General features: G+C 73.9%; 28 protein-coding genes and 1 pseudogene. 13 read left to right on the forward strand and 16 right to left on the reverse strand.

All coding sequences use genetic code 11. The features are described 5' to 3' along the window. The first annotated feature begins 179 nt into the window (after positions 1 to 179). The 3 genes from IEZ20_RS17100 to IEZ20_RS17110 all read left to right on the forward strand — a co-directional run bounded on the left by IEZ20_RS17100 (position 180) and on the right by IEZ20_RS17110 (position 3274). Positions 180 to 1421, forward strand: a complete 1242-nt coding sequence (locus tag IEZ20_RS17100) for a polysaccharide deacetylase family protein (RefSeq protein ID WP_189299349.1) — start codon at positions 180 to 182, stop codon at positions 1419 to 1421. A 63-nt stretch (positions 1422 to 1484) separates the two neighbouring features. After that, on the forward strand, positions 1485 to 2738 hold the full coding sequence (locus IEZ20_RS17105; protein ID WP_189299875.1) for an SLC13 family permease: 1254 nt from the start codon (positions 1485 to 1487) through the stop codon (positions 2736 to 2738). Between the two features lie 17 nt (positions 2739 to 2755). Then, the gene (locus tag IEZ20_RS17110; protein ID WP_189299877.1) at positions 2756 to 3274 is read left to right on the forward strand and encodes an adenine nucleotide alpha hydrolase family protein; all 519 of its coding nucleotides are present in this window, start codon (positions 2756 to 2758) and stop codon (positions 3272 to 3274) included. A gap of 1 nt (position 3275) precedes the next feature. On the opposite strand, the gene IEZ20_RS17115 is transcribed toward IEZ20_RS17110, so the two are convergent. Further along, complete coding sequence (locus IEZ20_RS17115) at positions 3276 to 5225, reverse strand: RICIN domain-containing protein (RefSeq protein ID WP_189299351.1); 1950 nt, start codon at positions 5223 to 5225, stop codon at positions 3276 to 3278. A gap of 223 nt (positions 5226 to 5448) precedes the next feature. On the opposite strand from IEZ20_RS17115, the pseudogene IEZ20_RS39725 reads away from it, so the two are divergent. Further along, a pseudogene (locus tag IEZ20_RS39725) lies at positions 5449 to 5556 on the forward strand (phytanoyl-CoA dioxygenase family protein); the annotation flags it as partial. Positions 5557 to 5632: 76 nt separating this feature from the next. Here the strand turns inward: IEZ20_RS39725 and IEZ20_RS17120 are convergent. Beyond that, positions 5633 to 6601 (reverse strand): aldo/keto reductase, encoded by a 969-nt coding sequence (locus tag IEZ20_RS17120; protein WP_189299353.1) that lies wholly within the window; start codon positions 6599 to 6601, stop codon positions 5633 to 5635. Between the two features lie 140 nt (positions 6602 to 6741). Between IEZ20_RS17120 and IEZ20_RS17125 the strand changes: the two genes are divergently transcribed. Next, positions 6742 to 7593: an endo alpha-1,4 polygalactosaminidase gene (locus tag IEZ20_RS17125; RefSeq protein ID WP_189299355.1), complete on the forward strand. Its 852-nt coding sequence runs from the start codon at positions 6742 to 6744 to the stop codon at positions 7591 to 7593. 64 nt (positions 7594 to 7657) lie between these two features. On the opposite strand, the gene IEZ20_RS17130 is transcribed toward IEZ20_RS17125, so the two are convergent. Continuing rightward, on the reverse strand, positions 7658 to 7858 hold the full coding sequence (locus tag IEZ20_RS17130) for a ferredoxin (protein ID WP_189299357.1): 201 nt from the start codon (positions 7856 to 7858) through the stop codon (positions 7658 to 7660). A gap of 12 nt (positions 7859 to 7870) precedes the next feature. Further along, positions 7871 to 9100: a cytochrome P450 gene (locus tag IEZ20_RS17135; RefSeq protein ID WP_189299359.1), complete on the reverse strand. Its 1230-nt coding sequence runs from the start codon at positions 9098 to 9100 to the stop codon at positions 7871 to 7873. A 239-nt stretch (positions 9101 to 9339) separates the two neighbouring features. Between IEZ20_RS17135 and IEZ20_RS17140 the strand changes: the two genes are divergently transcribed. Further along, a complete protein-coding gene (locus IEZ20_RS17140; RefSeq protein WP_189299361.1) occupies positions 9340 to 9789 on the forward strand; it encodes a nitroreductase family deazaflavin-dependent oxidoreductase in 450 nt (149 codons plus the stop codon). Positions 9790 to 9868: 79 nt separating this feature from the next. On the opposite strand, the gene IEZ20_RS17145 is transcribed toward IEZ20_RS17140, so the two are convergent. After that, the gene (locus IEZ20_RS17145; protein WP_229896127.1) at positions 9869 to 10783 is read right to left on the reverse strand and encodes a cation diffusion facilitator family transporter; all 915 of its coding nucleotides are present in this window, start codon (positions 10781 to 10783) and stop codon (positions 9869 to 9871) included. A gap of 299 nt (positions 10784 to 11082) precedes the next feature. Between IEZ20_RS17145 and IEZ20_RS17150 the strand changes: the two genes are divergently transcribed. After that, a complete protein-coding gene (locus IEZ20_RS17150; protein ID WP_189299365.1) occupies positions 11083 to 12099 on the forward strand; it encodes a glutathione S-transferase family protein in 1017 nt (338 codons plus the stop codon). A 28-nt stretch (positions 12100 to 12127) separates the two neighbouring features. Then, positions 12128 to 12430, forward strand: a complete 303-nt coding sequence (locus IEZ20_RS17155; RefSeq protein ID WP_189299367.1) for a DUF4235 domain-containing protein — start codon at positions 12128 to 12130, stop codon at positions 12428 to 12430. 78 nt (positions 12431 to 12508) lie between these two features. Here IEZ20_RS17155 and IEZ20_RS17160 read toward each other — a convergent pair whose 3' ends face one another. The 3 genes from IEZ20_RS17160 to IEZ20_RS17170 form a co-directional block, all read right to left on the reverse strand. After that, the gene (locus tag IEZ20_RS17160; protein WP_189299369.1) at positions 12509 to 12901 is read right to left on the reverse strand and encodes a VOC family protein; all 393 of its coding nucleotides are present in this window, start codon (positions 12899 to 12901) and stop codon (positions 12509 to 12511) included. A gap of 84 nt (positions 12902 to 12985) precedes the next feature. Beyond that, a complete protein-coding gene (locus IEZ20_RS17165) occupies positions 12986 to 13450 on the reverse strand; it encodes a pyridoxamine 5'-phosphate oxidase family protein (RefSeq protein ID WP_189299371.1) in 465 nt (154 codons plus the stop codon). Positions 13451 to 13482: 32 nt separating this feature from the next. Next, positions 13483 to 14214, reverse strand: a complete 732-nt coding sequence (locus tag IEZ20_RS17170) for a TetR/AcrR family transcriptional regulator (RefSeq protein WP_189299373.1) — start codon at positions 14212 to 14214, stop codon at positions 13483 to 13485. A gap of 126 nt (positions 14215 to 14340) precedes the next feature. Between IEZ20_RS17170 and IEZ20_RS17175 the strand changes: the two genes are divergently transcribed. Next, positions 14341 to 15843, forward strand: coding sequence for an APC family permease (locus IEZ20_RS17175; RefSeq protein ID WP_189299375.1), 1503 nt, complete (start codon positions 14341 to 14343; stop codon positions 15841 to 15843). 18 nt (positions 15844 to 15861) lie between these two features. Then, a complete protein-coding gene (locus tag IEZ20_RS17180; protein ID WP_189299377.1) occupies positions 15862 to 17487 on the forward strand; it encodes an amidohydrolase in 1626 nt (541 codons plus the stop codon). Between the two features lie 12 nt (positions 17488 to 17499). On the opposite strand, the gene IEZ20_RS17185 is transcribed toward IEZ20_RS17180, so the two are convergent. Beyond that, positions 17500 to 18348 carry a hypothetical protein gene (locus tag IEZ20_RS17185; protein WP_189299380.1) on the reverse strand — a complete coding sequence of 283 codons (849 nt, stop codon included), beginning with the start codon at positions 18346 to 18348 and terminating at the stop codon, positions 17500 to 17502. 69 nt (positions 18349 to 18417) lie between these two features. Then, positions 18418 to 19386 (reverse strand): GlxA family transcriptional regulator, encoded by a 969-nt coding sequence (locus IEZ20_RS17190; RefSeq protein ID WP_189299382.1) that lies wholly within the window; start codon positions 19384 to 19386, stop codon positions 18418 to 18420. A gap of 71 nt (positions 19387 to 19457) precedes the next feature. On the opposite strand from IEZ20_RS17190, the gene IEZ20_RS17195 reads away from it, so the two are divergent. The 3 genes from IEZ20_RS17195 (at position 19458) to IEZ20_RS17205 (ending at position 21667) form a co-directional block, all read left to right on the forward strand. After that, the gene (locus tag IEZ20_RS17195) at positions 19458 to 20408 is read left to right on the forward strand and encodes an NADP-dependent oxidoreductase (protein WP_189299384.1); all 951 of its coding nucleotides are present in this window, start codon (positions 19458 to 19460) and stop codon (positions 20406 to 20408) included. A 155-nt stretch (positions 20409 to 20563) separates the two neighbouring features. Beyond that, on the forward strand, positions 20564 to 20944 hold the full coding sequence (locus IEZ20_RS17200; protein WP_189299386.1) for an anti-sigma factor antagonist: 381 nt from the start codon (positions 20564 to 20566) through the stop codon (positions 20942 to 20944). Between the two features lie 60 nt (positions 20945 to 21004). Then, positions 21005 to 21667, forward strand: coding sequence for a DUF4230 domain-containing protein (locus tag IEZ20_RS17205; RefSeq protein WP_189299388.1), 663 nt, complete (start codon positions 21005 to 21007; stop codon positions 21665 to 21667). Here the strand turns inward: IEZ20_RS17205 and IEZ20_RS17210 are convergent, their stop codons facing one another. The 6 genes from IEZ20_RS17210 to IEZ20_RS17235 form a co-directional block, all read right to left on the reverse strand. Further along, positions 21668 to 23431 carry a complex I subunit 5 family protein gene (locus IEZ20_RS17210; protein WP_189299390.1) on the reverse strand — a complete coding sequence of 588 codons (1764 nt, stop codon included), beginning with the start codon at positions 23429 to 23431 and terminating at the stop codon, positions 21668 to 21670. Continuing rightward, entirely contained in the window at positions 23431 to 23778 is a 348-nt protein-coding gene (locus IEZ20_RS17215) for a sodium:proton antiporter (RefSeq protein WP_189299392.1), read from the reverse strand. The genes IEZ20_RS17210 and IEZ20_RS17215 overlap by 1 nt, the downstream gene beginning before the upstream one ends. Before the next feature lie 8 nt (positions 23779 to 23786). Then, positions 23787 to 24548, reverse strand: a complete 762-nt coding sequence (locus IEZ20_RS17220; RefSeq protein WP_189299394.1) for an MnhB domain-containing protein — start codon at positions 24546 to 24548, stop codon at positions 23787 to 23789. After that, on the reverse strand, positions 24545 to 24805 hold the full coding sequence (locus tag IEZ20_RS17225; RefSeq protein ID WP_189299396.1) for a Na(+)/H(+) antiporter subunit B: 261 nt from the start codon (positions 24803 to 24805) through the stop codon (positions 24545 to 24547). The genes IEZ20_RS17220 and IEZ20_RS17225 overlap by 4 nt, the downstream gene beginning before the upstream one ends. A gap of 231 nt (positions 24806 to 25036) precedes the next feature. Then, positions 25037 to 25489 (reverse strand): MrpF/PhaF family protein, encoded by a 453-nt coding sequence (locus IEZ20_RS17230; RefSeq protein WP_189299398.1) that lies wholly within the window; start codon positions 25487 to 25489, stop codon positions 25037 to 25039. Next, a complete protein-coding gene (locus IEZ20_RS17235) occupies positions 25486 to 25677 on the reverse strand; it encodes a hypothetical protein (RefSeq protein ID WP_189299400.1) in 192 nt (63 codons plus the stop codon). Before IEZ20_RS17235 ends, IEZ20_RS17230 begins: the two co-directional genes overlap by 4 nt. Between the last annotated feature and the right edge of the window lie 53 nt (positions 25678 to 25730).

The raw sequence follows: 25730 nt of genomic DNA on the forward strand, positions 1-25730 counted from the left end.
CGAACCCCGCTGTCATCTCCCCCGAGGCAGCGGGGTTCGTCATGACGGCGCCACAACTGTCACAGGACGGCAACAGGCGCCGCCGGCCGCGATCTTTCCCCCGCCCCCCGTCATCGAACCCGGTCGACCGCACGACGCGCAGGCCCCGCGAGGGCCATGACCAGGGAATCGGGGAGAAGATGAGCGGGATCTCACGCAGGCGGGTGCTGACGGCCGGGGCGGCGGCGGGTGCCCTCGGAACTCTGGCCGCCTGCTCCTCCGGCACCGGCCTCCGGGTCGGCGGGCCGGACCCGGCGGACGGGAAGGGCACCGAGCAGGCCCGGCCGGTGAAGCCCATCGGCGACGGCTCCACCGCCGACACCGGCGCCCAGCCGCACCAGCCGAAGCCGGAGCGGCTGAAGGAGGGACAGCAGCCGCCGCAGTTCGTGGTGTTCTCGTGGGACGGCGCGGGCGAGGTGAGCAACAAGCTGTTCTCCCGGTTCCGCAAGGTGGCCGCCGACCACGGCGCGAAGATGACGTTCTTCCTCAGCGGCATCTACACCCTGCCCGAGTCCAAGAAGCACCTCTACCGGCCCCCGCAGCACCCGGTCGGCGCCTCCGCGATCGGCTACCTCGCCGACCGGCACATCCACGCCACGCTCCAGCAGGTGCGCGCGGCCTGGCTGGAGGGCCACGAGATCGGCACCCACTTCAACGGGCACTTCTGCGGCGCGACCGGCGTGCGCAGGTGGTCCCCGGCCGAGTGGCGCAGCGAGATCGAGCAGGCCGTCGGTTTCGTGACGCGGTGGAAGACCAACACCGGCTTCACCGACCTCGACCCGCTCCCCTTCGACTACCGCAAGGAGCTGACCGGGGGCCGCACCCCCTGCCTGGAGGGCCAGGCGAACCTGCTGCCGACGGCCGCCGCGCTCGGCTGGAAGTACGACGCCAGCTCCCCCGGCGGACTCCAGGTCTGGCCGGGCAAGGTGCAGGGCGGGAGGATCTGGGACTTCCCGCTGCAGTCCATACCGTTCGCCGGGCACTCCTTCCAGGTGCTCTCGATGGACTACAACATGATGTTCAACCAGTCCGGCGGCAACCCGCTCGGCGACCGCGCGCAGTACGACACCTGGCGCGCCCAGGCCCGCGACACCTACCTGGCCGGTTTCCGGCGGGCCTACGAGACCAACCGGGCCCCCCTCTTCATCGGCAACCACTTCGAACGCTGGAACGGCGGCATCTACATGGACGCCGTCGAGGAGGCCGTCGGGAAGATGGCCGCCCACGACGACGTGCGCTTCGTGTCCTTCAAGCAGCTCGTCGCCTGGCTGGAGGCGCAGGATCCGGCGGTGCTGCGCAAACTGCGCACGCTCCCGCCCGGGCAGTCCCCGGCGGGCGGCTGGGCGGAGTTCCTCGGCGCGGCCGGCAGCCGGTCGTCGTAGAGCGTCGCCGGTCGTCTGTTTTCATGGGCGTGCACCCTGTGACCGCCTCCGGAAGGATCCGCCCTGAACACCCCGCTCGCCGAGGCCCTGTCCGCCGCTCTGCTGGTCGCCGTGCTGGCCTGGGCCGTCGTACGGCCCTTCGGGTGGCCGGAGGCGGTGATGGCCGTACCCGCCGCCGGGATCGCGGTGGCGACCGGCGCGATCCCGCTCGCACACGCCCGGGCCGAGGCCGAACGGCTCGGTCCGGTGGTCGGGTTCCTGGCGGCGGTCCTGGTGCTCGCCCACTTCTGCGATGTCGAGGGGCTGTTCCGGGCGTGCGGGGCGTGGACGGCCCGGTGGGCGGCGGGCCGGCCGGTGCGGCTGCTGACGGCGGTGTTCGCGCTGGCCTCGGCCATCACCGCGGTCCTCAGCCTGGACGCCACGATCGTGCTGCTCACCCCGGTGGTCTTCGCGACGGCCGCGCGGACGGGCGTACGGCCCAAGCCGCACGTGTACGCCTGCACGCACCTGTCGAACACGGCGTCGCTGCTGCTGCCGGTGTCCAACCTGACGAACCTGCTGGCGTTCGCGGCGAGCGGGCTGAGCTTCACCCGGTTCGCGGCGCTGATGGCGCTGCCGTGGCTGGCCGCGATCGGCGTCGAGTACCTGGTGTTCCGGCGGTTCTTCGCCCGGGACCTCACCGCGGCCGCGCCGGCGGGCCGGGACACCGCCGAGGTGCCGCCGCTGCCGCTGTTCGCGCTGGTGACCGTGGGCTGCACGCTGGCCGGGTTCGTGGTGGCGTCGGCGTTCGGCGTGGACCCCGCCTGGGTGGCCGCGGCCGGCGCGCTGGTGCTGGCCGGGCGGGCGCTGGTGCGCCGGCAGGCGGGCCCGCTGACCGTGGTCCGGGCGGCGGCCCCGGGGTTCCTCGCGTTCGTGCTGGCGCTGGGCGTCGTGGTGCGGGCGGTCGTGGACAACGGGCTGGCGGACGTGCTCGGGCACGTCATGCCGGACGGCACCGGGCTGCCCGCGCTGCTCGGCATCGCCGCGCTGGCCGCGCTGCTGGCCAACCTGATCAACAACCTGCCCGCGGTGCTGGTGCTGCTGCCGCTGGCGGTGCCCGCCGGGCCGGGGGCGGTCCTCGCCGTGCTGCTGGGCGTGAACATCGGCCCCAACCTCACCTACGCCGGGTCGCTGGCCACGCTGCTGTGGCGGCGTATCGTGCACCAGCACGAGCACGACGTGGACCTCGGGGAGTTCACCCGGCTCGGTCTGCTCGCCGTGCCGTCCTCCCTCGCGGTCGCGGTGGTGGCACTGTGGGGATCGCTGCTGATGCTGTGACGCGGGAGGCATGGAAGATGCGGGTGATCGCCTGGCTCGTGGAGGGCACCTGGCCCGCCTGCGTGGACGCGGTGCGCGCCCATGCTCCGGACGACGCCGAGGTGGTGCTGCTCCATGTGAGCGGTCCGGACGTGCCCGCGGTGGCCCACGGGGCCTTCGCGGGGCTGCTCGGACGCGGTCACCCGCGGGGGCACCACCCGGCCGAGGGCTGGGGGACGGATCCGGGTGACCGGCTGGAGACGCTCGGCGGCACGTCGGCGGCCTCGCTCCTCGACGCCGCCGCCGAACGGCTGGGCCGGCCGTGCGCACGCGAGGAGCGGTCGGGCCGGGTCGAGCGGGAGGTGGTGGCCGCCGCCGAGGGGGCCGGGCTGCTGGTGCTGGCCCGGGACGGGGACCGGTCCCGGCTCGGACCGAAGAGTCTCGGCCCGGCCGTCCGGTTCGCCGTCGACCACGCGCCCTGCCCGGTGCTGCTGGTGTGGCCGGAACCGGCCCCGGACCTGGGGACGATCCCGCCTCCGCCGCCGCACCACCCCTGACTCAGCGTCGATGCCGCCGGGGGGTGGCCGTGGCGGCCGGGGGCGCGGGCGGTGCGGTGGCGGTGGGTACCGGGGTGCTGTCGCCGTCCCAGTTGACGTTCTCCATGCGCAGGTCCGGGTGGGCGGTGTCGACGGACCAGCGCTGGGCGGTGCCCGGGGCGCGGGTCTTGAGCACGAGGGCGCCGGAGCCGTCGGTGGCGGCCGGGGTGAGGGCCAGCCCCTGGTCCGAGCGCGGTACCAGAACGCCCTGGAGGGTGAAGTCGTAGCGGATGTCGCGGGCGGCCCGGCCGGTGGCCGTACAGGGGGCGAGGCGCACGGAGTAGCCGAGGCCGGAGTCCAGGCACAGGTCGGGGGCGGCGGCGTTGCGCATCAGCCCGTCGGTCTCGTACGTCCACTGCTGGGCCGGGGCCGCGGAACAGTCGGCGAGTTCCGTCTCGGCGCCCTCGACGGCCTTCTCCCCGACGACACCGACGCACAGGCCGGAGGCGAGGTTGCGCAGCCTGCCGTGCAGGGTGCCCTGGCCCGGCGCGGTCCGCCCGGCCCAGGAGGGGCCCGGGGAGGCCGCGTCCCGGCCCGGCGTGCGGGACGGCGTGCCGGAGGGGCCGGGCGCCGGACTCCCGCCGGAGCCGAGCGCCGACCACAGCGTGAGCGGCAGGACGACGAGACCGCTGACGGTGACGACGGCGAGCGTGAGGTTCCGCCGCCGCGTCCGCCGCGCGGCGCGGTGCACGGAGCGGGGGGAGGTGGGTGCGGCGGCGGGGGCGGAGGCCGTGCGGGGCGTGACTTCGGCTCCGGTGCCTCGAACCCCTTGGGGATCTCGGGGGCCCTGGGGGCCTTGGGGGCTTTCGGTGACGGCGGGGGCGCCGGCCGTCCTGCGGCGGGCCGCGAAGGCGCCGCGGCCGGCCGCCCGGCGGCGGGGTGCGGCTCGGGGCGGGGCCGGCGCGGTGGGGTCGGCCGGGGCGGCGAGGCCGGCGGGGTCCGTGGGCTCGGCGGGTGCGGAAGGCTCCCCCGTCAGGGGCGCGAAGGACTCCCCGACCCGTGGTGCGAAGGTGTCTTTGCCCTGGGCTGCGAAGGCGTCCTCGCCCTCGGGAGCGACCCCGTCGCCGACCGCCGCGACGGCGGCGGCGGCCGGGGCCGGTGCGGTGGGCTCCTCCGCGCGGGCCGCCCGGGACGCGACGTAGTCGCGGGCGCCCCAGCCGAGGACCGCCTCGGCGAGCGCGAGGCCGAGGCCGTCGTTGAACCGGGTGAGCTGGCCGGCGGTGCGTCCGCAGTGACCGCAGCCGGCCAGGTGCTCGCGCAGGTCCGGGTCGATGTCGGTGCCGCCGCGCCGGAAGGTCACGTCGAGCATGCGCAGATAGCGCCGGCACTCGGCGTCGGGGGCGAGTTCGCGGTGCACCTGGAGGCACTCCTCGCGCAGCCGCTCCCGGGCCCGGCGCAGCTCGACGCGGACGTCCTCCTCCTCCAGGCCGAGCAGCGCGGCGGGCACGGCCAGGGGCTCGGCCTCGACCTCGGTGTGCCACAGCACGGCGCGGGAGATCTCGGGGACGCGCTGGAACGCGCGGGACAGCAACCGCCGGTCGGGCGGCGGCAGCAGCCGGGCCGCCGCGCGCTCGCCGGTTCCGTCGCCGGGGCGCAGGTCGGGGTGGAGGAGTTCCCGGCGGCCGTCGGTGTCCCACTCGGCCGCGATCCGGCGGACGGCGACCAGCACCTGGGGCCGCCAGGCGGCGGTCGGACCGGTCTGCCGGAGGGACGCGCCGAACAGCCGGGTGAAGGCGGCCGTGGTGAGCATGCCCGCGGCGCGCGGCCCGTCGGTGCACAGCCGGGCGTAGGCGAAGGCCGCCGCCCAGTGCCGGTCCAGGAGTTCACCGACGGGATGCAACGCGGGTGACGCTCCCGTCCACTTCTTCAGCTCGGCGCTCAGCTGTTCGTCCGACGGGCCTGCCTCGGTCACAGCCGAATTCCTCCAGACGCACTACGGGGAATTAGTCCATACCAATCAGTATGGCGAGGTCATGAGGCAGCTCGAACGTCCACCTGAGGCGGCACTTTTGCACAGCCGAACACATCCGAACAAGAGATCTTGCGATTCTCGGGAGGCGCCGCGTCCGTTTTCTCATTGACATTTCGTCAACGACAGCCATTGGTTCCCTTTACTGCCGCTCGCCCGCCCGGTAGTCGGCGCGTACCACCGGACCCTGACGATGTCCGGTGCGCCGGTGGCGGTGCCGGAGAGCGAGGGCGGCGGGCCGTGCGGCACGGACTTCGCACCGCACGGCCCGCACCAGGTGCTCCGCGGGCCGGGACCGCGGGTCGTCCGTGGCCGGTCGCGCAGTTCCCCGCGCCCGTTCGGGGCGCGGTTCAGTGGCCGCTGATCGCGTGCGGGGTGTACGGCTGCTCCAGCTCCTCGATCTCCTTCTCGGTCAGCTCCAGTTCCACCGCTGCCACCGCGTCCTCGATGTGCTGCGGCTTGGCGACGCCGACGATCGGGGCCGCCACGGTGTCCTGGTGCAGGAGCCAGGCGAGGGCCACCCGGGCGCGCGGGACGCCACGCTCGCCCGCGATCCGGCCGACGGCCTCGACGATCGCGCGGTCGCTCTCCAGGTACAGCCGGCTGCCGAAGTCGTCGGTGGCACTGCGGTCGGTGACCGTGCCCCAGTCGCGGGTGAGCCGGCCGCGGGCGAGCGGGCTCCACGGCAGCACGCCGACGCCCTGGTCGGCGCAGAGGGGCAGCATCTCCCGCTCCTCCTCGCGGTAGAGCAGGTTGTAGTGGTTCTGCATGGACACGAACCGGGTCCAGCCGTGCCGCTCGGCCGTGTACTGCGCCTTGGAGAACTCCCACGCGTACATCGAACTCGCCCCGATGTAGCGCACCTTGCCCGCCTTGACCAGGTCGTGCAGCGCCTCCATCGTCTCCTCGATCGGCGTCGCGTGGTCGTAGCGGTGGATCTGGTAGAGGTCGACGTAGTCGGTGCCGAGCCGGCGCAGGCTGTGGTCGATCTCGCTCATGATGGCCTTGCGGGACAGCCCCGCCCCGTTGGGCCCCGGCCGCATCCGGCCGTTCACCTTGGTGGCGAGCACGATCTCGTCGCGGTTCGCGAAGTCCCGCAGGGCCTTGCCGACGATCTCCTCGCTGGTGCCGTCGGAGTAGACGTTCGCGGTGTCGAAGAAGGTGATGCCCGCCTCCAGCGCCTGCCGGATCAGCGGGCGGGACGCCTCCTCGTCGAGGGTCCACTCGTGGACGCCGCGGTCGGGCAGGCCGTACGTCATGCAGCCCAGACAGATCCGCGAGACGTCCAGGCCCGTCGAACCGAGCTTCACGTACTGCATCGTTGCTGCTCCTGCCTTCGGGACGATGGTCACCGCAGAGCCTACGACGGTGCTCGGGGACCGACTTGACGCCGCATCGGTGCGGAGGATTTGATCCTGACACGTACCGCGCCGCCCGGCGTGGGCAGGACGGAGCGGACGTGTCCCCCTCGGGTGTGCACCGCGCCACCGGGCCGCGCGCGGCCCTCGGCGCCCTGGCGGCGACGCTGCTGGTCACGGTGACGGCACTGGCCGGCTGCGCCTCCGGCACGCGGGAGGAGAACGGCGCGGCGCGGCCCGCCACGGTGCGGCTGCCGCCGCGGCACGCCGGGTTCGACTACCAGATCGGCGGCGCCTATCCGCCGCCCGCGGGCGTGCGGATCGTCAGCCGCGACCGGTCCGACTCCCCCGCACCGGGCCTGTACAACATCTGCTACGTCAACGCGTTCCAGGCGCAGCCCGCCGAACGCTCCTCCTGGCCGGCCGACCTGCTGCTGCGCGACGCGCGGGGCGGGGTCGTCATCGACCGGGACTGGAACGAGCCGCTGCTCGACCTCCGCACCCCGGCCAAGCGGGAGCGCGTGGCCCGGCGCGTCGAGCAGTGGATCGACGGCTGCGCGGACCGGGGCTACGACGCCGTCGAACCCGACAACTACGACAGCTACACCCGTTCCCACGGGCTGCTCACCGCGGCCGACGCCACCGCGTTCATGGCCCTGCTCTCCCGGCACGCGCACGCCCGGCACCTGGCGATCGGGCAGAAGAACACCGCGGAGCTGGCCGGCCGGCGCGCGCGGGCCGGGCTGGACTTCGCGGTCACGGAGGAGTGCGGGCAGTACGACGAGTGCGAGGTCTACGCGAAGGCGTTCGACGACCGGGTGGTGGACATCGAGTACACCGACGGCGGCCTGTGCGCGGCCCGCGCCCGCTGGGGCGACCGGCTGAGCATCGTCCGCCGCGACCGCGACGTGTCCACCCCGGACGCCGCCGGGTACGTCCGCAAGGTGCGCTAGGTCCGGGCGGTACGGGGGTACGGCGCGCCCTGGTCGCCGTACCCCCGTACCGCCGTACCGCCCGTCAGCCCGTGCTGTCCCGCACGGTGATCGCACTCACCGGGCAGGCGCGGGCCGCCTCCCGGACGTTCGCGTCGCCCGCGCCGTCCTCGCGGCCGGGCAGGAGGGTGCTGTAGCCGTCGTCGTCCTGGGTGAAGACGCCCGGCGCGGCCAGCGCGCACTGTCCGGCGCCGATACAGACGTCCTTGTCGATGTCGATATGCATGAGCAGAGCCTCTTACCAGGTCACCGGGAGTTCCAGCATCCCCTGGATCGTGTCGCCGGGTTTGAAGGGAATCTCCTCCGCCGGGACGGCCGGCCTGAGTCCGGGCAGCCGGGTGAAGAGGCTGCCGAGGGCGATCTCCAGTTCCGCGCGGGCCAGGTTCTGGCCCAGGCACTGGTGGATGCCGAACCCGAACGCGATGTGGTGGCGGTCGGGGCGGTGGAAGTCCAGGGCGTCGGGGTCGTCGTAGACGGAGGTGTCGCGGTTGATCACCGACGTGGAGAAGAGCACGCCGTCGCCGGCCCGGATCGTGGTCCCGGCGATCTCGATGTCCTCCAGCGCCACCCGCTGCAGCCCCTCCGCGATGGACAGCATCCGCATCAGCTCCTCCACGGCGGCGGGCAGCAGCGAGGGGTCGGCGCGCAGCTCGGCCAGCCGGTCGGGGTGCTGGAGCAGGGTGTAGGTGCCGAGGGAGATCATGTTGGCCGTGGTCTCGTGGCCGGCGACCAGCAGGATGATGGCGAGCGACACGGCGTCGGTGCGGTCCAGCTCACCCGTGCGGAGCCGTTGGTGGACCAGCTCGTCGAGGATGCCGTCGCCGGGCTCGGCCTCCTTGGCCTTGGCGTCGATCAGCCCGCCGAGGTACTCCTCCAGCCGCTCGCGGGCGGCCACGGTGTCGGCGCCGGTCGGGCCGCGCAGCAGCCTGCGGGACTGCTCCTCGAAGAACTCGTGGTCGGCGTAGGGCACTCCGAGCAGGCCGCAGATCACCATGGAGGGCACGGGCAGCGCGAAGGCGGAGACCAGCTCGGCGGGCGGTCCCTGGGCGATCATCGTGTCCAGCAGTCCGTCCACGATCCGCTGGATCCAGGGGCGCAGGGCCGCCGCCCGCTTCACGGTGAACGACGGGATCAGCATCCGCCGCTGCCGGTGGTGCTCGGGGTCGTCCAGGCCGAGCAGGGCCACCCTGCGGTTGCGGGCCGCCTCGAACCGGGGCGTGGGCACGGGGAAACCGGGGCGGCGGCGCTCGGTGGACAGCCGGGGGTCGGCGAGCAGGGCACGGGCGGTGGTGTGGGCGGTGACCGCCCAGACCTCGCGGCCGTCGTAGAGGGTGACGCGGGACAGGGGTCGCCCGTCGCGCAGCGGGTCGTAGCCGGTGGGCGGGTGGTAGGGGCAGGTGCGGTCCTGGGGGAAGGCGACGGGGCCGGCCGGGGCAGCCGGGCCAGTGGTGTCCGTCAGTTCCGTCATGGAAAGACCTCGCAGACGAAGAAGTGCGTCGTGCCGATCTTCATTAGATGCCCCAGGCATCTATGGGTCGACGTCAAGTTCGGCCACTTCGGTGACCTTCGTCATCTGGCCGAAGTACCCCGGTTGGGACGATCGGATCCGGCCACCGCCCGTTCGGCGCGCAAGGGATCTTTTCCCGTCCGGGCGGGCAGTGATCGGGTGGCACGGATTCGTTGGACCGAGGAAAGGAAGCAGGACCCATGCCTCTTGAGGGCGAGTACGAGCCCAGCCCGACGCAGTGGGTGCGCGAGCAGGTCGAGCTGTACGAGAGCTCCGGCGGGACGAAGGGGACGACGCTGCTCGACACCGGGATGCCGGTGATCGTGCTGACCACGCGGGGCGCGAAGAGCGGGAAGATCCGCAAGACACCGCTGATGCGGGTGGAGCACGAGGGCCGGTACGCGGCGGTCGCCTCCCTGGGCGGCGCGCCCAAGCACCCGGTCTGGTACTTCAACGTGAAGTCGGACCCGCACGTCGAGCTGCAGGACGGGCCGGAGAAGCGGGACATGCGGGCCCGCGAGGTCACGGGGGCGGAGAAGGCCGAGTGGTGGGAGCGGGCGGTGGCCGCGTACCCGCCCTACGCCGACTACCAGGAGAAGACCTCCCGGGAGATCCCGGTCTTCGTGCTGGAGCCGCTCGACGAGAGCTGATTCCGGCCGGACACCGCCCCGTTTCAGAAAAATCTGTTTCCGGGGCGTGTGAACCGGATTCCGGGCGGGCACTCGTGCGTCAGGCCCCGCCGCGTTCCCCCGTCGCGGCGGGGCCCTGTCGTGCCTCGCCCGCCGGCCGGTCGGTGACGTCCAGGAAGATCTGGCCGACGTCGGGGAACATCCGGGTCAGGGACCGCTTGATGCGTACGGCGACCTCCTCGACACGCTCGCTGTCCAGGCCCGGCACCAGGTCGACGCGGACGGCCACCAGGGCGCAGTCGAGGCCCATCTTCATGGTGAACACCGCCTCCACGCTGTCGATCTCCGGCTGCGCCCGCAGCAGCGCCCGGATCCTGCCGGTCAGCTCCGGGTCGGCGGCCTCCCCGATCAGCTGGGCCCGGGCGTCGCGGCCCAGCCGGTAGGCGACGTAGACCAGCAGCAGGCCGATCGCCAGCGAGGCGGAGGCCTCCCAGACCACCTGCCCGGTCGCCATGTGCAGGCCCATCCCGATGAGGGCCAGGGTCACGCCGAGCACCGCGGTGCCGTCCTCGGCGACCACCGTGCGCAGCGCGGGATCGCGCAGGGCGCCGAGGCCGCCGCCCTGCCGGCGCACCTGGTGCAGCGCCCGCAGCAGCGAGACCCCCTCGGCGACCAGGGCCACCCCGAGCACGATCAGGCCCGCCACATAGCCGCTGAACTTCTCCTCCGCGCCACCGCGGAGGGCCTCCACGCCCTGGAAGAAGGAGAAGCAGCCGCCCATGACGAAGATGCCCACGGCGGCGAGCAGGGACCAGAAGAAGCGCTCCTTGCCGTAGCCGAAGGGGTGCCGGGCGTCGGCGGGGCGGCGGCTGCGGCGCAGCGCGGCCAGCAGGAAGACCTCGTTGAGGCTGTCGGCGACCGAGTGCGCGGCCTCCGAGAGCAGCGCGGGCGAGCCCGCGAGGACTCCCCCGGCCGCCTTGGCGACGGCGATCACCAGATTGGCGCCGAGGGCCACGAGGACGGTGACCCGGGTGTGCCGGTCGGCCCGGGCGTCGGCCGCGGTACCGGAGGGCGCATGGGGCGGGGTACCGGCCGCGGTACCGGGAGGCGCGGGGGACGGGGCACCGTCCGGGGCGCCTGCTGGGGCATGGGCATCATCTGCGACGTCGGCCGTCCGGGCGGCCGTCTCCCGTTCCGAGGATGTCTCGCTCACCTTTGGCCGACTGCCCCCGACCGGACGGCTCACACCGTGCGGGCCGCGCCAAACGGGGAACGCGGGGGCGAGGAGGACTGGCGTGCGACGAGGAGGAGAGCATGGGCGGCGACGGCAACAGCGCCTACGGGCACCGGGCCTTCACCCGGTCCAGGAGCCACTTCACGGACCGGATCACCGCCGACGGCCGGGACGGCTGGCCGGTCGAGGCGGGCCATTACCGGCTGGTGGTCTCCCGCGCCTGCCCCTGGGCGAGCCGGGCGGTGATCTCACGCCGGCTGCTGGGACTGGAGGAGGCGCTGCCCATGGCGGTGGCCGATCCGGTCCAGGACGACCGCAGTTGGCGGTTCACCCTGGACCCCGGCGGCCGGGACCCGGTGCTCGGCATCCGGTTCCTGAGCGAGGCCTACGACCAGCGGGAGACCGGCTATCCGGGCGGGGTGAGCGTGCCCGCGGTGGTGGACATGCCGAGCGGACGGCTGGTCACCAACGACTACCAGCGGATCACCCTCGACCTGGCCACCGAGTGGGCGGCGCTGCACCGCGCCGGCGCGCCGGACCTGTACCCGTCGGACCGGCGCGAGGAGATCGACCGGGTGATGGCCGAGGTCTACGAGGACGTGAACAACGGTGTGTACCGCGCCGGGTTCGCCACGCGGCAGGAGGAGTACGAGGAGGCGTGCGCGGCCGTGTTCCGGCGGCTGGAACTGCTCGGCGAGCGGCTGTCCGGACAGCGGTATCTGGTCGGCGACACCCTCACGGAAGCGGACATCCGGCTGTTCACCACGCTGGTCCGGTTCGACGCGGTGTACCACGGGCACTTCAAGTGCAATCGCTGGAAGCTGGCGGAGCACCCGGTGCTCTGGGCGTACGCGCGGGATCTGTTCCAGACCCCGGGCTTCGGCGACACGGTCGACTTCGACCACATCAAGCGGCACTACTACCAGGTGCACTCCGGCATCAACCCCACCGGCATCGTGCCGCTCGGCCCGGATCTCGCGGGCTGGCTGAGCCCGCACCACCGCGCCGGGCTGGGCGGCCGGCCGTTCGGGGACGGGACACCGCCGGGTCCGGTGCCCGCGGGCGAACGGGTGTCGCCGCAAGGACGCCCCGCATGAGGGACGCCTCACGAGGAAGTAGTCACCCATGGTCAAGAACAAGAAGAAGAAGCTCCCTCTCGTCTACCAGCCGGTCGGATTCGTGCTCAGCTGGGCGGGCGGTGCGCTGGCCAGTATGGCCTTCCGCAAGGCGTGGACGGGCATCCGGCACGAGGAGGACGCGCCCGACGCGCTGGACCCGGACCGTGGCTGGGGCGAGATCCTGCTGGCCGCGGCGGTCCAGGGCGCGATCTTCGCGGTGGTGCGCAGCGCGGTGGACCGCACCGGTGCGAAGGCCATCGCCCGCTCGACGGGCGTATGGCCGGCCACGGACAAGACCGGCCGCGACTGACCCCCTCGGCCCCGGCGCCGCGGCCCCCCCTCCCCGCGGCGCCCCGGACCGCTTCCCCCGACGGCACCGTCGCGCCCTTCACCCTTGCTTGGGTGCCGTCCGGGGCAGGAGGCGCAGGGTGAAGGAGTGGCCGGCGGGGTCGGCGTAGGCGCGGTGTTCCTGGGGGCCCGTGGTGGTCCTCGTCTCGATGGGGCGACCGCCCAGGGACACCACGCGCCGCTCGGCCTCGTCCAAGTCGTCGACCAGGAAGTCGAGATGCAGCTGGAGGGAGTTCTCGGGGCGGGGCCAGCTGGGCGGGGTGGCGTTGATGTCGCGCCGGAAGGCCAGCCGGACCCCGTCGGCGCCGCGGACCTGCACCAGGTTGGCGGACGCGGCGGTCCGCTCGCCGTCCAGTAACCCGCGGTAGAACTCGGCGAGTTCCTCCGGCTCGGCGCAGTCCAGCACCACCATGCCCGCCTTCACCAGTGTCATGGGTCCTCCCGGGATCGAGGAAGTGTCCTCCAGGCCTCTCGGCCTGTGAGCCTCTTCCCACGCGGATATCCCGGGCCGCCGGATTCAGTCGGCCGGCAGCCACTGCCCGTCGCGCATCAGCTCGCGCCCGCGCAGTTCGTTCTCCTCGCGCCACGCCTGGATCCGCTGCGGCAGGACCCTGAAGTACAGGTGGGGCGCGGCCAGTCGGCGCGGGTCGAAGCCGGTCTTCCCGGCGAACACCTCGGCGTCCTCCTCCGGCAGGTCCTCCGGCGTCACCGCCCGCACGACTCCGTCGACCAGGACGACGTCCCGCGTGGGACCGATGCCGAGCCGGGCCCGGCCGGTGGCCACAAGGTTGCGGCCGGTGGGGCTGTCGGCCGCAGTGGCGAACAGCAGCGAGCTGCCGTCCCACACGAAGGACAGCGGGACGAGGTACGGGGCCGCGCAGTCGGGTCCGGCGGTGGCGACCCACGCGTCGACGTCGTTCTCCAGCCGGTGGAGGGTGTCCTTCTTGCGCTGCTCGGCGCTGCGGGCGGGGGGCGGGGTCATGGCGTGCGGCCTCCTCGGAGTGATCGTTGCGATCAGTGTGGCCGTGCGTCCCCGGTCCGCGCACGGAGCTGCCCCAGGCGTGTCCGGGCGGCGGCGAGGAACAGGTCCAGGGCGGCCGGGTAGGAGCTGGTACGCATGCTGGCGACGAGATGACGGGCGGTGGCGGCGATGTGCGGGTGGGTCTCGGCGGGCAGCCGGCCGTAGGTGGTCCGCCACACCTCCGCCTCGGCCTCGCGCGCGGCCCGCGGCAGGGCGGTGCCCGCGGAGTCGAGGGCACCGAAGGCGAGGGCCTGGTCCACGAACGCGTGGTAGATCCGCACCGCCTCCGCGTCCGGGAACCCGGCCCGGCGCAGCACACCGAGGATGCTCTCCACGGCCTGGATCTCGTGCGCGCGGCCGGTGACGCGGTGGGCGCTGAGCGTCGCGGCCCGCGGATGGGCGAGGGCACCGGCGTGCATGCGCAGCCCGAGGTCGCGCAGGTCGGCGGCCCAGTCGCCGGTGGGCCTCCAGGAGCGCAGGCTCCGGCCGATCAGTTCGTCGGCGACGGCGAGCATCAGGTCGTCGGTGTGCCGGAAGTACCGGTAGAGCGCGCTGGGGTCGGCGCCCAGGGCCCGGCCGAGGCGGCGCACGGAGAGGGCGTCGGCGCCGTGCTCCTCGATCAGCCGCAGCGCGGTGCCGACGATCAGCTCGGCGGAGAGGACGACCCCCTGTTTCGTGGGGCGGCGGCGCTGCCGGGCGGCGGGCGGGACGACGCGGTCGCTCATGGTGGCCTCCTGGGGCGGGTGCCCGGACCTTATGACAACACCGTTGACCTGTTAAGTCCCCCGGCAGTTTCATGTCCGCTCACCGGGGCCGACCGGGGCCCCCGCGGCAGGAGCGGAGAGCCGGCCATGAACGACAGACCCCCCGCGGCGGACGATCCGGCGCGGCCCGCGCTGCGCAGGTCCCTGGGCGTGCTGGACGGCGTGGCCGTCGCCGCGTCCAGCACGGCGGCCACCACCAGCATCGGCATCGGACTCGGGGTCACCGCCGGAGTGGTCGGCCCGCATCTTCCGGCGATCATGCTGCTGGCCTTCCTGCCGGTGCTGGGCATCGCCGGCGCCTACGCCCGGCTCGACCGGGTGGAGCCGAACGCGGGCAACGGCTACGTATGGGTGGGCCGCTCGCTCAGTCCCTGGCTGGGCTTCACGGTCGGCTGGGTGAACCTGGTGGCGAGCGTGGCGTTCCTCGCCTACACCACAGCGGTCACCGGTTCGGCCCTGCTGCAGCTGGCCGGCCTGGCGGGCCTGCACCGGATCGGCCCGCTCGGCCTCGACCCGGACTCGACCGCCCAGACGACGGCCGTGGGTGTGCTGGTGCTGGCCGCGGTCACCGTGACCGCGGTGACCGGGGTGCGTACGGCGGCCCGGTTGCAGACCTGGCTGCTGGTCTTCGAGTACGCCGTCCTGCTCGGCTTCTGCGGCTACGGCGTCGTCACCGGACCGCACCCCTTCCGGCTGTCCTGGTTCGACCCGTTCGCCGTCCCCTCGGCGACCGCGCTGGCGCAGGGGCTGCTGCTGGCGGTGTTCTGCTACTGGGGGTTCGAGGCCGCGTTCACCGTCACCGAGGAGGTGCGCGCACCGCGGGACGCCTCACGGGCCGGGCTGATCACCCTGGTGACGATGCTCGGCCTGTTCCTGCTCGGCTCGGTCGCCTTCCAGCGGGTGCTGTCCGGGCCGGAGCTGGCCGGGCACGGCGCGCGGGGGCTGGCGTACTACGGCGACCGGCTCGCCGGACAGCCGCTGGCCGCGCTGCCCCTGGTGGCGCTGATGTTCTCGGCCGTGGCCTCGCTGCAGGCCGGGGTCATCCCGACGGCCCGCGGGGCGTTCGCGATGAGCCGGGACCGTACGCTCGGGCCGGTGTGGTCCCGGGTCAGCGCCCGGTACGGGACCCCGGCGGCGGGCACGCTGCTGATCGGGGCGCTGGCGTTGACGGTGGCGGTGGGTGCCCTGGTGATCCCGCGCCTCGCCGACCTGATCACGGCGACGGTGAACGCGGTCGGGATCGTGGTCGCCCTGTCGTACGCGCTCACCGCGCTCGCCGCGGCCGTACGGTTCCGCTCGCTGCTGCGCACGGACCGGCGCCAGGCGCTGCGGGCGGTGGTGTCGCCCGCGCTGGGCGCGCTGGCCCTGCTGGCTCTCGGCGGCTACCTCGGCTGGTCCTTCTACACCTCCGCCGACCACCTGGAGGTCAGCGCGGACAACGGCTGGTTCCTGCTGCTCATGCCGCTTGTGATGATCGTGTCCGGGTTCTTCGTGGCCGGCTGGGCGAAGTGGGTGCGCAAGTCGCCGTACTTCACCACCGGTGCGGGCACCGACGCCGACTCACCGAAGCTGCTCACCTCCTCCAACTGACCGACCAGGAAAGGCATCATGCACGCTGACCTGCTCTTCACCGGCGGCCCCGTCCTCACCCCCGAGGGCCGTACCGCCACCGCCGTGGCCGTCACCGGGGACCGGATCACCGCCGTCGGGCACGCGGAGGTGCGCGGACTCGCCGGTCCCCGCACGGAGGTGGTGGACCTGGCCGGGCGGCTGCTGCTGCCCGGCTTCCAGGACGCGCACGTCCATCCGGTGCCGGCCGGGCTGGAGCTGTCCCGGTGCGATCTGACGGGCCGGACCACGGCCGAGGAGACCGTGGCCGCCGTACGCGCCTACGCCGACGCGCACCCGGAGCGGGAGTGGATCCTCGGCGGCGGCTGGTCGATGGAGGCGTTCACGGGCGGTACGCCGACGAAGGAACTGCTCGACGCGGTCGTCCCGGACCGGCCGGTGTACCTGCCCAACCGCGACCATCACGGCGCGTGGGTGAACAGCCGGGCGCTGGAGCTGGCCGGGATCGGCCGGGACACGCCGGACCCGGCGGACGGGCGGATCGAGCGGGACGCCTCCGGGGAGCCCAGCGGCACGCTCCAGGAGGGCGCGATGCAGCTGGTCGGCCGGCTGGCCCCGCCCGCCACCCCCGCCGACCGGCTGGCGGCGCTGCTGCACGCCCAGCGGCATCTGCACGCGCTCGGCATCACCGCCTGGCAGGACGCGCTGGTCGGTGACTTCCTCGGCATGGACGACCCGGCGGAGGCGTACCTCGCCGCCGCCGGGGACGGTTCCCTCACCGCCCGGGTCGTGGGCGCCCTGTGGTGGGACCGGGAGCGGGGGGCCGAGCAGATCCCGGAACTCGTCGAGAGGCGGGCCGCGTCGAGCCGGGGGCGCTTCCGGGCGGGCACGGTGAAGCTGATGCTGGACGGCGTCGCCGAGAACCACACCGCCGCGCTGCTCGAACCGTACCTGGACCGGTGCGGCTGCAGCACGGCCAACCGCGGCACGAGCTTCATCGACCCGGCGCGGCTCCCCCGGTACGTCACCGAGTTGGACGCGCTCGGCTTCCAGTGCCACTTCCACGCGCTGGGCGACCGGGCCGTACGGGACGCGCTGGACGCGGTCGAGGCGGCCCGGGCGGCCAACGGGCCGAACGACACCCGTCCGCACCTCGCGCACCTCCAGGTCGTGCACCCGGACGACGTGCCCCGGTTCGCCCGGCTCGGCGCCACCGCGAACATCCAGCCGCTGTGGGCCGCCCACGAGCCGCAGATGGACGAGCTGACGATCCCGTTCCTGGGACCCGAACGGGCCCGGCAGCAGTACCCGTTCGGGGCGCTGCTGCGCTCCGGGGCGCGGCTCGCGGCGGGCAGCGACTGGCCGGTCAGCAGCCCCGATCCGCTCCAGGGCATCCATGTCGCGGTCAACCGGGTCGAGCCGGGCGGCACCGGGCCGGTGTTCCTGCCGGACGAACGGCTCTCCCTCGCCGACGCGCTGACGGCCTACACGGCCGGGTCGGCGTACGTGAACCACCTGGACGACACCGGGCGGGTGGCCGTCGGGGCGCTCGCCGACCTGGTGGTCCTGGACCGGGACCCGCTCTCGGGGCCGCCGGAGGCGATCGCGGAGACCCGTGTGGCGCTGACCTACGTGGGAGGCGCGTGCGTGTACGCCGCGCGGTGAGCGCGCCACCGGTCAGGCGCAGCCGACGCCCTCCTCGACCAGCGGCCACGCCTCCACGCCGTGGTCCGTGCGGACGTACGCCGTCGCCCGGCCGGGCGCCAGCCACAGCCGCCGGCCACGGTGGCGGTATCCGGTGTCCCGGGCGTCGGCGGGCATGCGGACCGCCGCCCGGTACGGCGCCCGGAGCAGACCGTCCCGGCCCAGCACCCCCTCGGGGTCACGGGCGTAGGTCCGCTTGCCCAGGGCGAGGAAGTCGGCGGACTGCCAGCCGCAGTGCTCCGGCCCCGTCGAGCTGTGCACGGTGGTGACCGGGACCCGGCGGCCCGCGCGGTCGGTCCAGATCTGCCAACCGGTGGTGGCCGTGAAGCTCTCCGGGAGTTCGGCCGGGTCGCAGGAGGCGTTGGTCTCCGGGCCCCAGCCGGGCCGGTCCTTCTGGTCCCTGGCCACCACGACGGCCACCTTCGTGCGGCCGTGCACGTCGTACGAGTAGAGGACCCGGTCCCGCTCCTCGCGCTCCGCGCGGTAGCCGTGGTCGGGCTGCTCCGGCTGGACCATGTCGAAGTAGAGGGCGAGGCCCTCCTCCGGGGTGTCCCCGCCGTCGGACCCGCTCCACCCGTCGGGTCCGGAGCCGTCGAAGATCTCCCCGTCGCACTCCAGCGCCCGGCCGGCCGCACCGGAGGCCAGCCGGATCGCGTCGGGGGTGTTCTCGTCGAGCTGCCTGGTGGGGAGGTGGAGGGGGCCGCTGTAGGGGGACGCCGGAGGGGTGCCCCGTACCACCAGGCCGGGCCGGGGTCCGTCGTCGCACCCCGCCACGGCCACCACGGCCAGCACCGCCCCCGCCGCCACGAGCCCTCTGCGCATGCCCCGCCCCGTTCTCCCGCTCTCCTGCTGTTGTCCGCGCTCCTTCGACGCCGGGTCGGGCCGGAACGTTCAGCGGGTCTGCTGGAAGGTTCTGCGGTAGGCCTGCGGGGAGACGCCGATCGCCGCGTGCAGGTGCTGGCGCAGCGAGGCGCCGGTGGCGAAGCCGACCTCGGCGGCGATCCGGTCCACCGGCATGTCGCTGGCCTCCAGCAGGTGCCGGGCGCGCGTCACCCGCTGCTGGATGAGCCAGCGGCCGGGGCTGAGGCCGACCTCGTCGTTGAAGCGGCGGGCGAAGGTGCGCAGGCTCATCCGGGCGTGGTCGGCGAGGTCGGCCAGGGTCAGCGGCTCGTCCAGGCGCTGAAGCGCCCAGGCGCGGGTCGCGGCCGTACTGGCGGCGCCGCTCTCGGGGACCGGCTGCTCGATGTACTGGGCCTGTCCGCCGTCCCGGAACGGGGGCACGACGCAGCGGCGGGCGACGGCGTTCGCCAGCTCGCTGCCGTGGTCGGTGCGGACGATGTGCAGGCAGATGTCGACGCCGGAGGCCGCCCCGGCCGAGGTGAGGACGCGTCCGTCGGCGACGAAGAGGACGTCCGGGTCGAGGTCCACCCGGGGGTAGCGGCGGCGGAACAGGTCGGCCACCTGCCAGTGGGTGGTGGCCCTGCGGCCGTCGAGGAGGCCGGCCTCGGCGAGCACGAAGGCGGCCGTGCAGATGGAGACGATCCGGGCGTCCGGGCGGATCCGGGCGAGCGCGTCGCGGACCTCGGCGGACAGCTCGGCGGGGATGTGGACGGGTGCCATGGAGGTGATCACGACCGTGTCGGCCGTCGGAAGGATCTCGGGTCCGTGGGCGACGCCGATGGTGAAGTCGGCGTTGGTGCGCACCGGACGGCCGTCGACCGAGCAGGTGAGCACCTCGTAGTGGCCGTCGGCCGCGCCGAAGATGCGGCTGGGGATGCCCAGCTCGAAGGGGTAGGCGCCGTCGAGGGCCAGGACGACGACCCGTTCCGGGCGCCGGGGGCGCAGCTCCACATCAGACATGGCACGATCTTATCGAAGGTTGGCGTTCGTGCCATTTCCCGGCCGGGCGGACTCCGGCAGGCTGGGGGACCATGAGCGATGTGAACACGATGCGAGCCATCAGCCAGGACGTCCTCGGCGGTCCCGAGGTCTTGAAGGAAGTGCGGGTCGAGCGGCCGAAGCCGCGCCCGAACGAGGTGCTGGTCCGGGTGCGGGCCGCCGGAGTGAACCCCACCGACTGGAAGCACCGGGCCACCGGCGGATTCCTGGGCGAGCCCCCGTTCGTCCTCGGCTGGGACGTCTCCGGCGAGGTCGCGGAGACCGGGATCGGCGTGGCCGCCTTCCGGCCCGGCGACGAGGTCTTCGGCATGCTGCCCTACCCCTTCGGCCACGGCTCGCACGCCGAGTACGTCACCGTGCCGGCCCGCGCCCTGGTGCACAAGCCGGCCTCCCTCGACCACGTCCAGGCGGGCGCGCTGCCGCTCGTCTCCCTGACCGCCTGGCAGGCGCTGACCGAGCACGCGGACGTCCAGCCCGGGCAGCGGGTGCTGATCCACGCGGCGGCCGGCGGCGTCGGCCATGTGGCCGTGCAGATCGCCAAGGCGCGCGGGGCGTACGTGATCGGTACGGCGAGCGCGGGCAAGCACGACTTCCTGCGGGAGATCGGCGTGGACGAGCCGGTCGACTACCGGTCCACCGATGTCACGGAGACGGTCCGGGACGTCGACGTGGTCCTGGACACGCTCGGCGGCGAGACCTCCGTGCGCTCCCTGCGGGTGCTGCGGCCGGGTGGTGTGGTGGTGTCGATCCTGCCGGTGGGCGACGACGACTTCTACGAGGAGGCCGAGCGGCTGGGTGTGCGGGCGGTGCGCATGCTGGTCGACGCGGACCGGTCGGGGATGCGGGCGATCGCGGAACTGGCGGAGTCCGGGCGGCTGAAGGCGACGATCGCGGGGACGTTCCCGCTGTCCGACGCGGCGAAGGCGCACGAGCTGGGCGACACCGGCCGGACCACCGGGAAGCTGGTGCTGCTGGCGGACTGAACGGCACGGCCGGCCCGCGCGGGCCGAGCGACACGGGCCGACACGCGGCAAACCCGAAGACATATGTCAATCGAACATGCTCAAATTCCTTCCATCGAGGGTAACTTGGCGATCGGGAAGCGACGTCGGGGCGCGGGGTGGGAGGTGGTGCCGAGGTGCGACACGAACCCGTACCTCTCACCCGGCAACTGGGCGTGTACGACCACCGCGGGCACACGGTGGTGGAGTTCCGGGGCGAGATCGACATCGCCGCGGCGACGGAGATCGGCCCGTTCCTCGACCGGGTCACCGACCGGCCCGGCGCCCGGGTCGTCATCGACCTGCGGCCGGTGGAGTTCTTCGACTGCTCGGGGCTGCGGCTGCTGTACCGGGCGCGCGTCCGGGTGCTGGAACGCGGCGGGCAGTTGCACCTGGTGTGCACGCACCTGTTGACCCTGCGGGTGTTCCGGGTCACCGGGCTGACGCGTCTGCTGCCCCCGCAGCCGGACCTGGACGCGGCCCTGGCCCGCTCGGAGGCCGCGTCCGGTTCCCTGTGACGGACCGGTCTGTTCCTGCCGTCCGCGGGCATCCGGACGGCAGGAAGGAGGACCGTCGCGATGACGACTTCCGTGAGGCGCCTGCCGGGCTGGGCCAGGTTCACGGCCATGGCCGTGGCGGCGATCGTGCTGGTGCTCGCCCTGCTGTTCGCCGGGATCCGGCTGGCGGTACTGCCGGGCATCAAGGACCTGTTCGGCACCGAGACCCACGACCGCTCCGGACCCGCGCTGCTCAAGTCCATCCAGGACATGAGCCGTTACGACGCGGCCTCGGGCAACTTCCAGGTCGTCGTGGACCTGGACAAGGACGCGAAGTTCCTGCCCGACGCCATCCGCGGCACCCGCACCCTGTACGTCGGCGCGGGCACCGTGGACGCCTACGTCGACCTCGGCCGGGTCGGCGAGAAGGACGTGACGGTCGACGGCGACCGTACGTCCGCGACCATCCGGCTGCCGCACGCACGGCTCGGCAGGCCGGCCCTGGATCCCGACCACTCCTACGCCGTGGCCAAGCAGCGCGGCCTGCTGGACCGGCTCGGCGACCTGTTCTCGGACAACCCCAACAGCGAACAGGCCGTGCAGCGGCTCGCCGTGCGGCACATCGGCGACGCCGCGAAACGCAGCGGGCTGACCGCGCGCGCCGAGAGCAACACCACCGGCATGCTCCAGGGACTGCTGCGCTCCCTCGGCTTCACGGAGGTGCACATCGCGTACGGCCCCTGATCAGAGGCCCGGCACCCCGGGCAGGGCCAGCGCCCCCAGGACGGTCGTGCCCACCAGCAGCCAGGCCACGTAGTCGCCGACGTGCCCGGACTGCAGGCGCCTGAGGGGTGCGGCCCAGCCGGGGGCGGCCACCCAGCCCGGGCGGGTGACGGCGAGGCCGGCCAGCGCCGCGGCCAGCGCGGTGGAGGCCACGCCCAGCAGCACACCGTGCGCGGTCCAGTGCGCGGAGGCGTGCGCGCCGCCCGAGCCGGCCTCGTTGACGGACCGGGCCACCAGGGCGCCGAAGCCGGGCACCACCCCGACCGCGAGGGCGGCGGCGAGCAGGACGGCGGGCACGGTCGTCATGGTGTCCGGGATCCGGCGCAGCAGCCCGGAGGTCTCCGGTTCCTCGTCGGAGCCGCTGGTCTCGTACTCGGCGTCCTTCGGGCGCGGACCGAGGCCCAGGAAGACGCGGGCGGTGACCCGCAGCACCGCGCCCGCGGTGATCGCGGAGGCGGCCACGTACACCACGGTGAGCGGTCCGCCGACCGCCTCCTCGGTGACCGCCTTGCCCAGCGCCGTACCGAACGGCGGCAGGCCGGCGAGGCCGAGGCCGCCGACGGCGAACATGACCGCGGTGGCCCGCAGGGACCGGCCCCGGCCGTGCAGCGCGTGCTCGTCGACGCTGGCGAACCGGTCCAGCAGGACGCCCGCGCAGGCGAACAGCGCGGCCTTCACCCCGGCGTGGCCGAGCAGGTACAGGGCCACGCCGTCGTCGCCCTCGGGGCTGAGGACGCCGAGCCCGACGAGGAACAGGCCGGTGTGGGCGACGGTGGAGTACGCGAGGAGCCGTTTGATGTGCCGCTGGTACCAGCACATGACGGCGCCGGTCACGGCCGTGAGGGCGCCGAGGGTCACCAGGGCCCGGGTGAGGTCGGCGGCGGGGATGCCGCCGGGTCCGGCGAAGACGGTGCCGTACACCCGCCACACGCCGTAGGCGCCGAGTTCGACCATGACGCCGGACAGGAGCATGCAGACCGGGGTGGGGGCGACGGCGTGCGCGTCCGGGAGCCAGAAGTGGAAGGGCACGGCCGCCGCCTTCACCAGCAGCCCGGTGAGCACCAGCACGAAGGAGGCGAGGACCAGCGCGTCCGGGCCGCCCTGCCCGGCGGCGGCGAGTCCCCGGCCGATCTTCGCCATGGCCAGTTCGCCGGTGCGGGCGTAGAGCAGGGCGATGCCCATCAGCAGGGCGTACGCGCCGAGGGAGTTGACGACACCGAAGGTCAGGGCGCCCTGCACGGCCTTCGCCTCGTCGATGCGGTAGCCGGTCAGGGCGTACGCCACCACGCTCATCAGCTCGAAGAACACGAACGCGTTGAACAGGTCGCCGGCGACGGCGAATCCGCACATGGCGCCCTGGAAGACCAGCATCAGCGCGGTGAAGGAGCCGGCGCGGCCCGGCGGGGGCTCGTCGAAGTAGCGCCAGGAGTAGGCGAGGGCGGCCAGGGTCAGCAGGGAGGCCAGCAAGGCCATGCCGAGCGCCGGGCCGTCCCCCACCACCAGGATGCCGACGCTCTCGCCGTCGACGGGCAGCCAGCCGCCGACCCACTCGACCATCGGCGGCGCGGAGTTCAGCAGCAGCACGAGCGCCAGGGCGGCGGTACCGCCGGAGACGGTGAACCCGGTGATCTCGACGGCGATCCGGGGCAGACGGCGGCCCACGGCCACCAGCAGGGCGGCGCCGAGCAGCGGGACGGCGACGAGCAGCGGGATCAGGTGGTGCATCAGCCGCGCAGCTCCCGCAGTTCGTCGGGGTCGATCGTGCCGTGCCGTTTGGCGATCTGCAGGACCAGGGCGAGCAGCAGCGCGGTGACGGTGGCGCCGACGACGATGTCGGTGAGGGTGAGGGCCTGCACCACCGGGTCGACCACCGGCCGGGAGCCGGGCCGCATGTCGGAGAAGACGGGCGCGGTGCCGCCGTCGCGGTAGCCGACCGCCAGCAGCAGCACGTAGGTGGCGGACTGGCAGACCGCGAGGCAGCCGACGGCGTGGATGAGGTTCCGGCTGGTGGCGAGGCCGTAGCAGCCCGTCAGGAAGATGTAGGCGGCGATCAGGTACGGAAGGACGTGCATCGCGGAGTTCACCTCTCGTGCGCCCCCTCGGTCCGTTCGCCGGTCGTCTCCTCGATCTCCACGGCCTGGTCGAGGAAGTGGGCGAGCAGGACGACGGCCGCGCTGGCCACCTCCATGCCGATGGCCGCGTTCAGCAGCGGGACGGTGCCGCCGGAGGACAGCGTGTTGAAGGTGCCGTACGGCAGCAGGGTGTTGGCCAGGAAGGCGGTGCCGGCCAGGACTCCGGCGGTGCCCAGCACGAGGTAGGCGGCGACCGCGAGGGAGTCGGTGGTCTCGTAGACGCCGAGCGGGCGGACGCGTTCCAGTGCGCGGTAGTCGGCGCCGAGGTACAGCAGGTGCAGGGCGGTCGCGGCCACGACCCCGCCCTGGAAGCCGCCGCCGGGGCTGAGCTGGCCGTGGGCGATGACGTACAGGCCGGTGAGCAGGGCGACGGGCAGCACGAGCAGGGCGTAGCGGCGGACCGGGCGGGCCACCTCGGCGGGTTCGGGCCGCGCCCGGCGCTCGTCGCCGGCCTGGCGCAGCAGCACCACGCAGCCGAGGACGGCGGCGAACAGGATGCTCATCTCGCCGAGGGTGTCGTAGGCGCGCTGGTCGAAGTTGACCGAGGCGATCGTGTTGGCGGTGTGCCGGCTGAGGGAGGCGTGCACGGCCCGGTCGCCGTACGGGTGCCGGCGGCCGCCGAAGTCCGGCAGGCGGAGGCAGGCGGCGACGAGCAGGGCGGCCAGGCCGGCGCCGCCGACGGTCAGCAGGACCAGCCGCAGCCGGTTCACTCGGGCCCTTCCTTCGAACGGCCCCGGCGTCTGACCTTGCGTACCGACAGCATGATCAGCAGCGGGGTGAGGGCGGAGCCGACGGCGAGCTGGGACAGGCCGACGTCGGGGGCCTGGAGCACGGTGAACAGCGCGGCCAGCAGCACGCCGAGGAAGGACAGCACCAGCGCCTGGCGGGCGGGGTCGCGCTGGGCCACGGCCGCGGTGGCGGCGGCGGCCACGAGCACGAGGACGACGACGGTCAGCGCGTCGGACACACGGCACCCGCCTTCGGCCCGCCACCCGGCGCCCGCCCGCCGCACGGAACTCCCCCGGCACCCGCCAGCTCCCGCGCACCGCCGGGGACTCCCCCCACACCCGCCAGAACCCGCACCCCGCCGGCCACGGCACACCCGACCGTCCCGCCGCCCGTCACCGGACCGGTGACCCGGCGGGCGCCCGGGACTTCCCCGGAAGCGGTACCGGCACCGGCGGTGCTCCGCGCCCCGTCAGCCACCTGCCACCCCCCGGAACCCGCCCGCCAGCGCTCGGGAGGCGATCAGGTTGCCGCCGATCAGCAGGGCGCCGATCACCAGGAGCTTCACGGTCGCCCGGCCCGGATCGCCGGCCACGCACAGGGCGACGACGACCGCGGCGCCCAGTGCCGCCGCCGCCCAGGTCAGCGCCCACGCGCTCGGGCTGTCCCCGGCCAGGTCGTCGGAGAGGAGGCGGGCGAAGACCAGGGTGCCGACCGGGCCGAGGAGGGCGAGGAGCAGGGCGAGGTCGACGTAGGACGGGCGGCCGTAGCCCTGGGCGAGGAGCAGCAGGGCCGGGCAGACGGCGGAGGTGGTCAGGTTCTGGGCGATCACCCTGCGGGCCGGCGGTCCGGTGGTCACGCCCCACAGGGCGGCCGCGCCTGCCCCGCCCAGCTCGACGGTCGCCGCGAGGATCCAGCCGTTCACCGCCAGGTCACCGCCCGCCGGCCGGCCCGGGCCAGCAGGGCGCCCGCGGCGGCGCAGCTCGCTCCCACGATCCGTTCCAGGGTGTCGACCGTGCTGATGAGCACCAGCCACAGCAGCGCCAGCGCCGCCCACCAGGCGAGGAGTTCACCGGCGGCGAGGAGGGCCGCGCGGGCCGTACGGCGGGTCATGCAGCACCTCCTCGGCTCCGCTGAGCCCTGGTCCGCTGTGCTCGGGTACGCGG

This window comes from Streptomyces cinerochromogenes (assembly GCF_014648635.1).
In the GTDB taxonomy this organism is placed as follows: domain Bacteria; phylum Actinomycetota; class Actinomycetes; order Streptomycetales; family Streptomycetaceae; genus Streptomyces; species Streptomyces cinerochromogenes.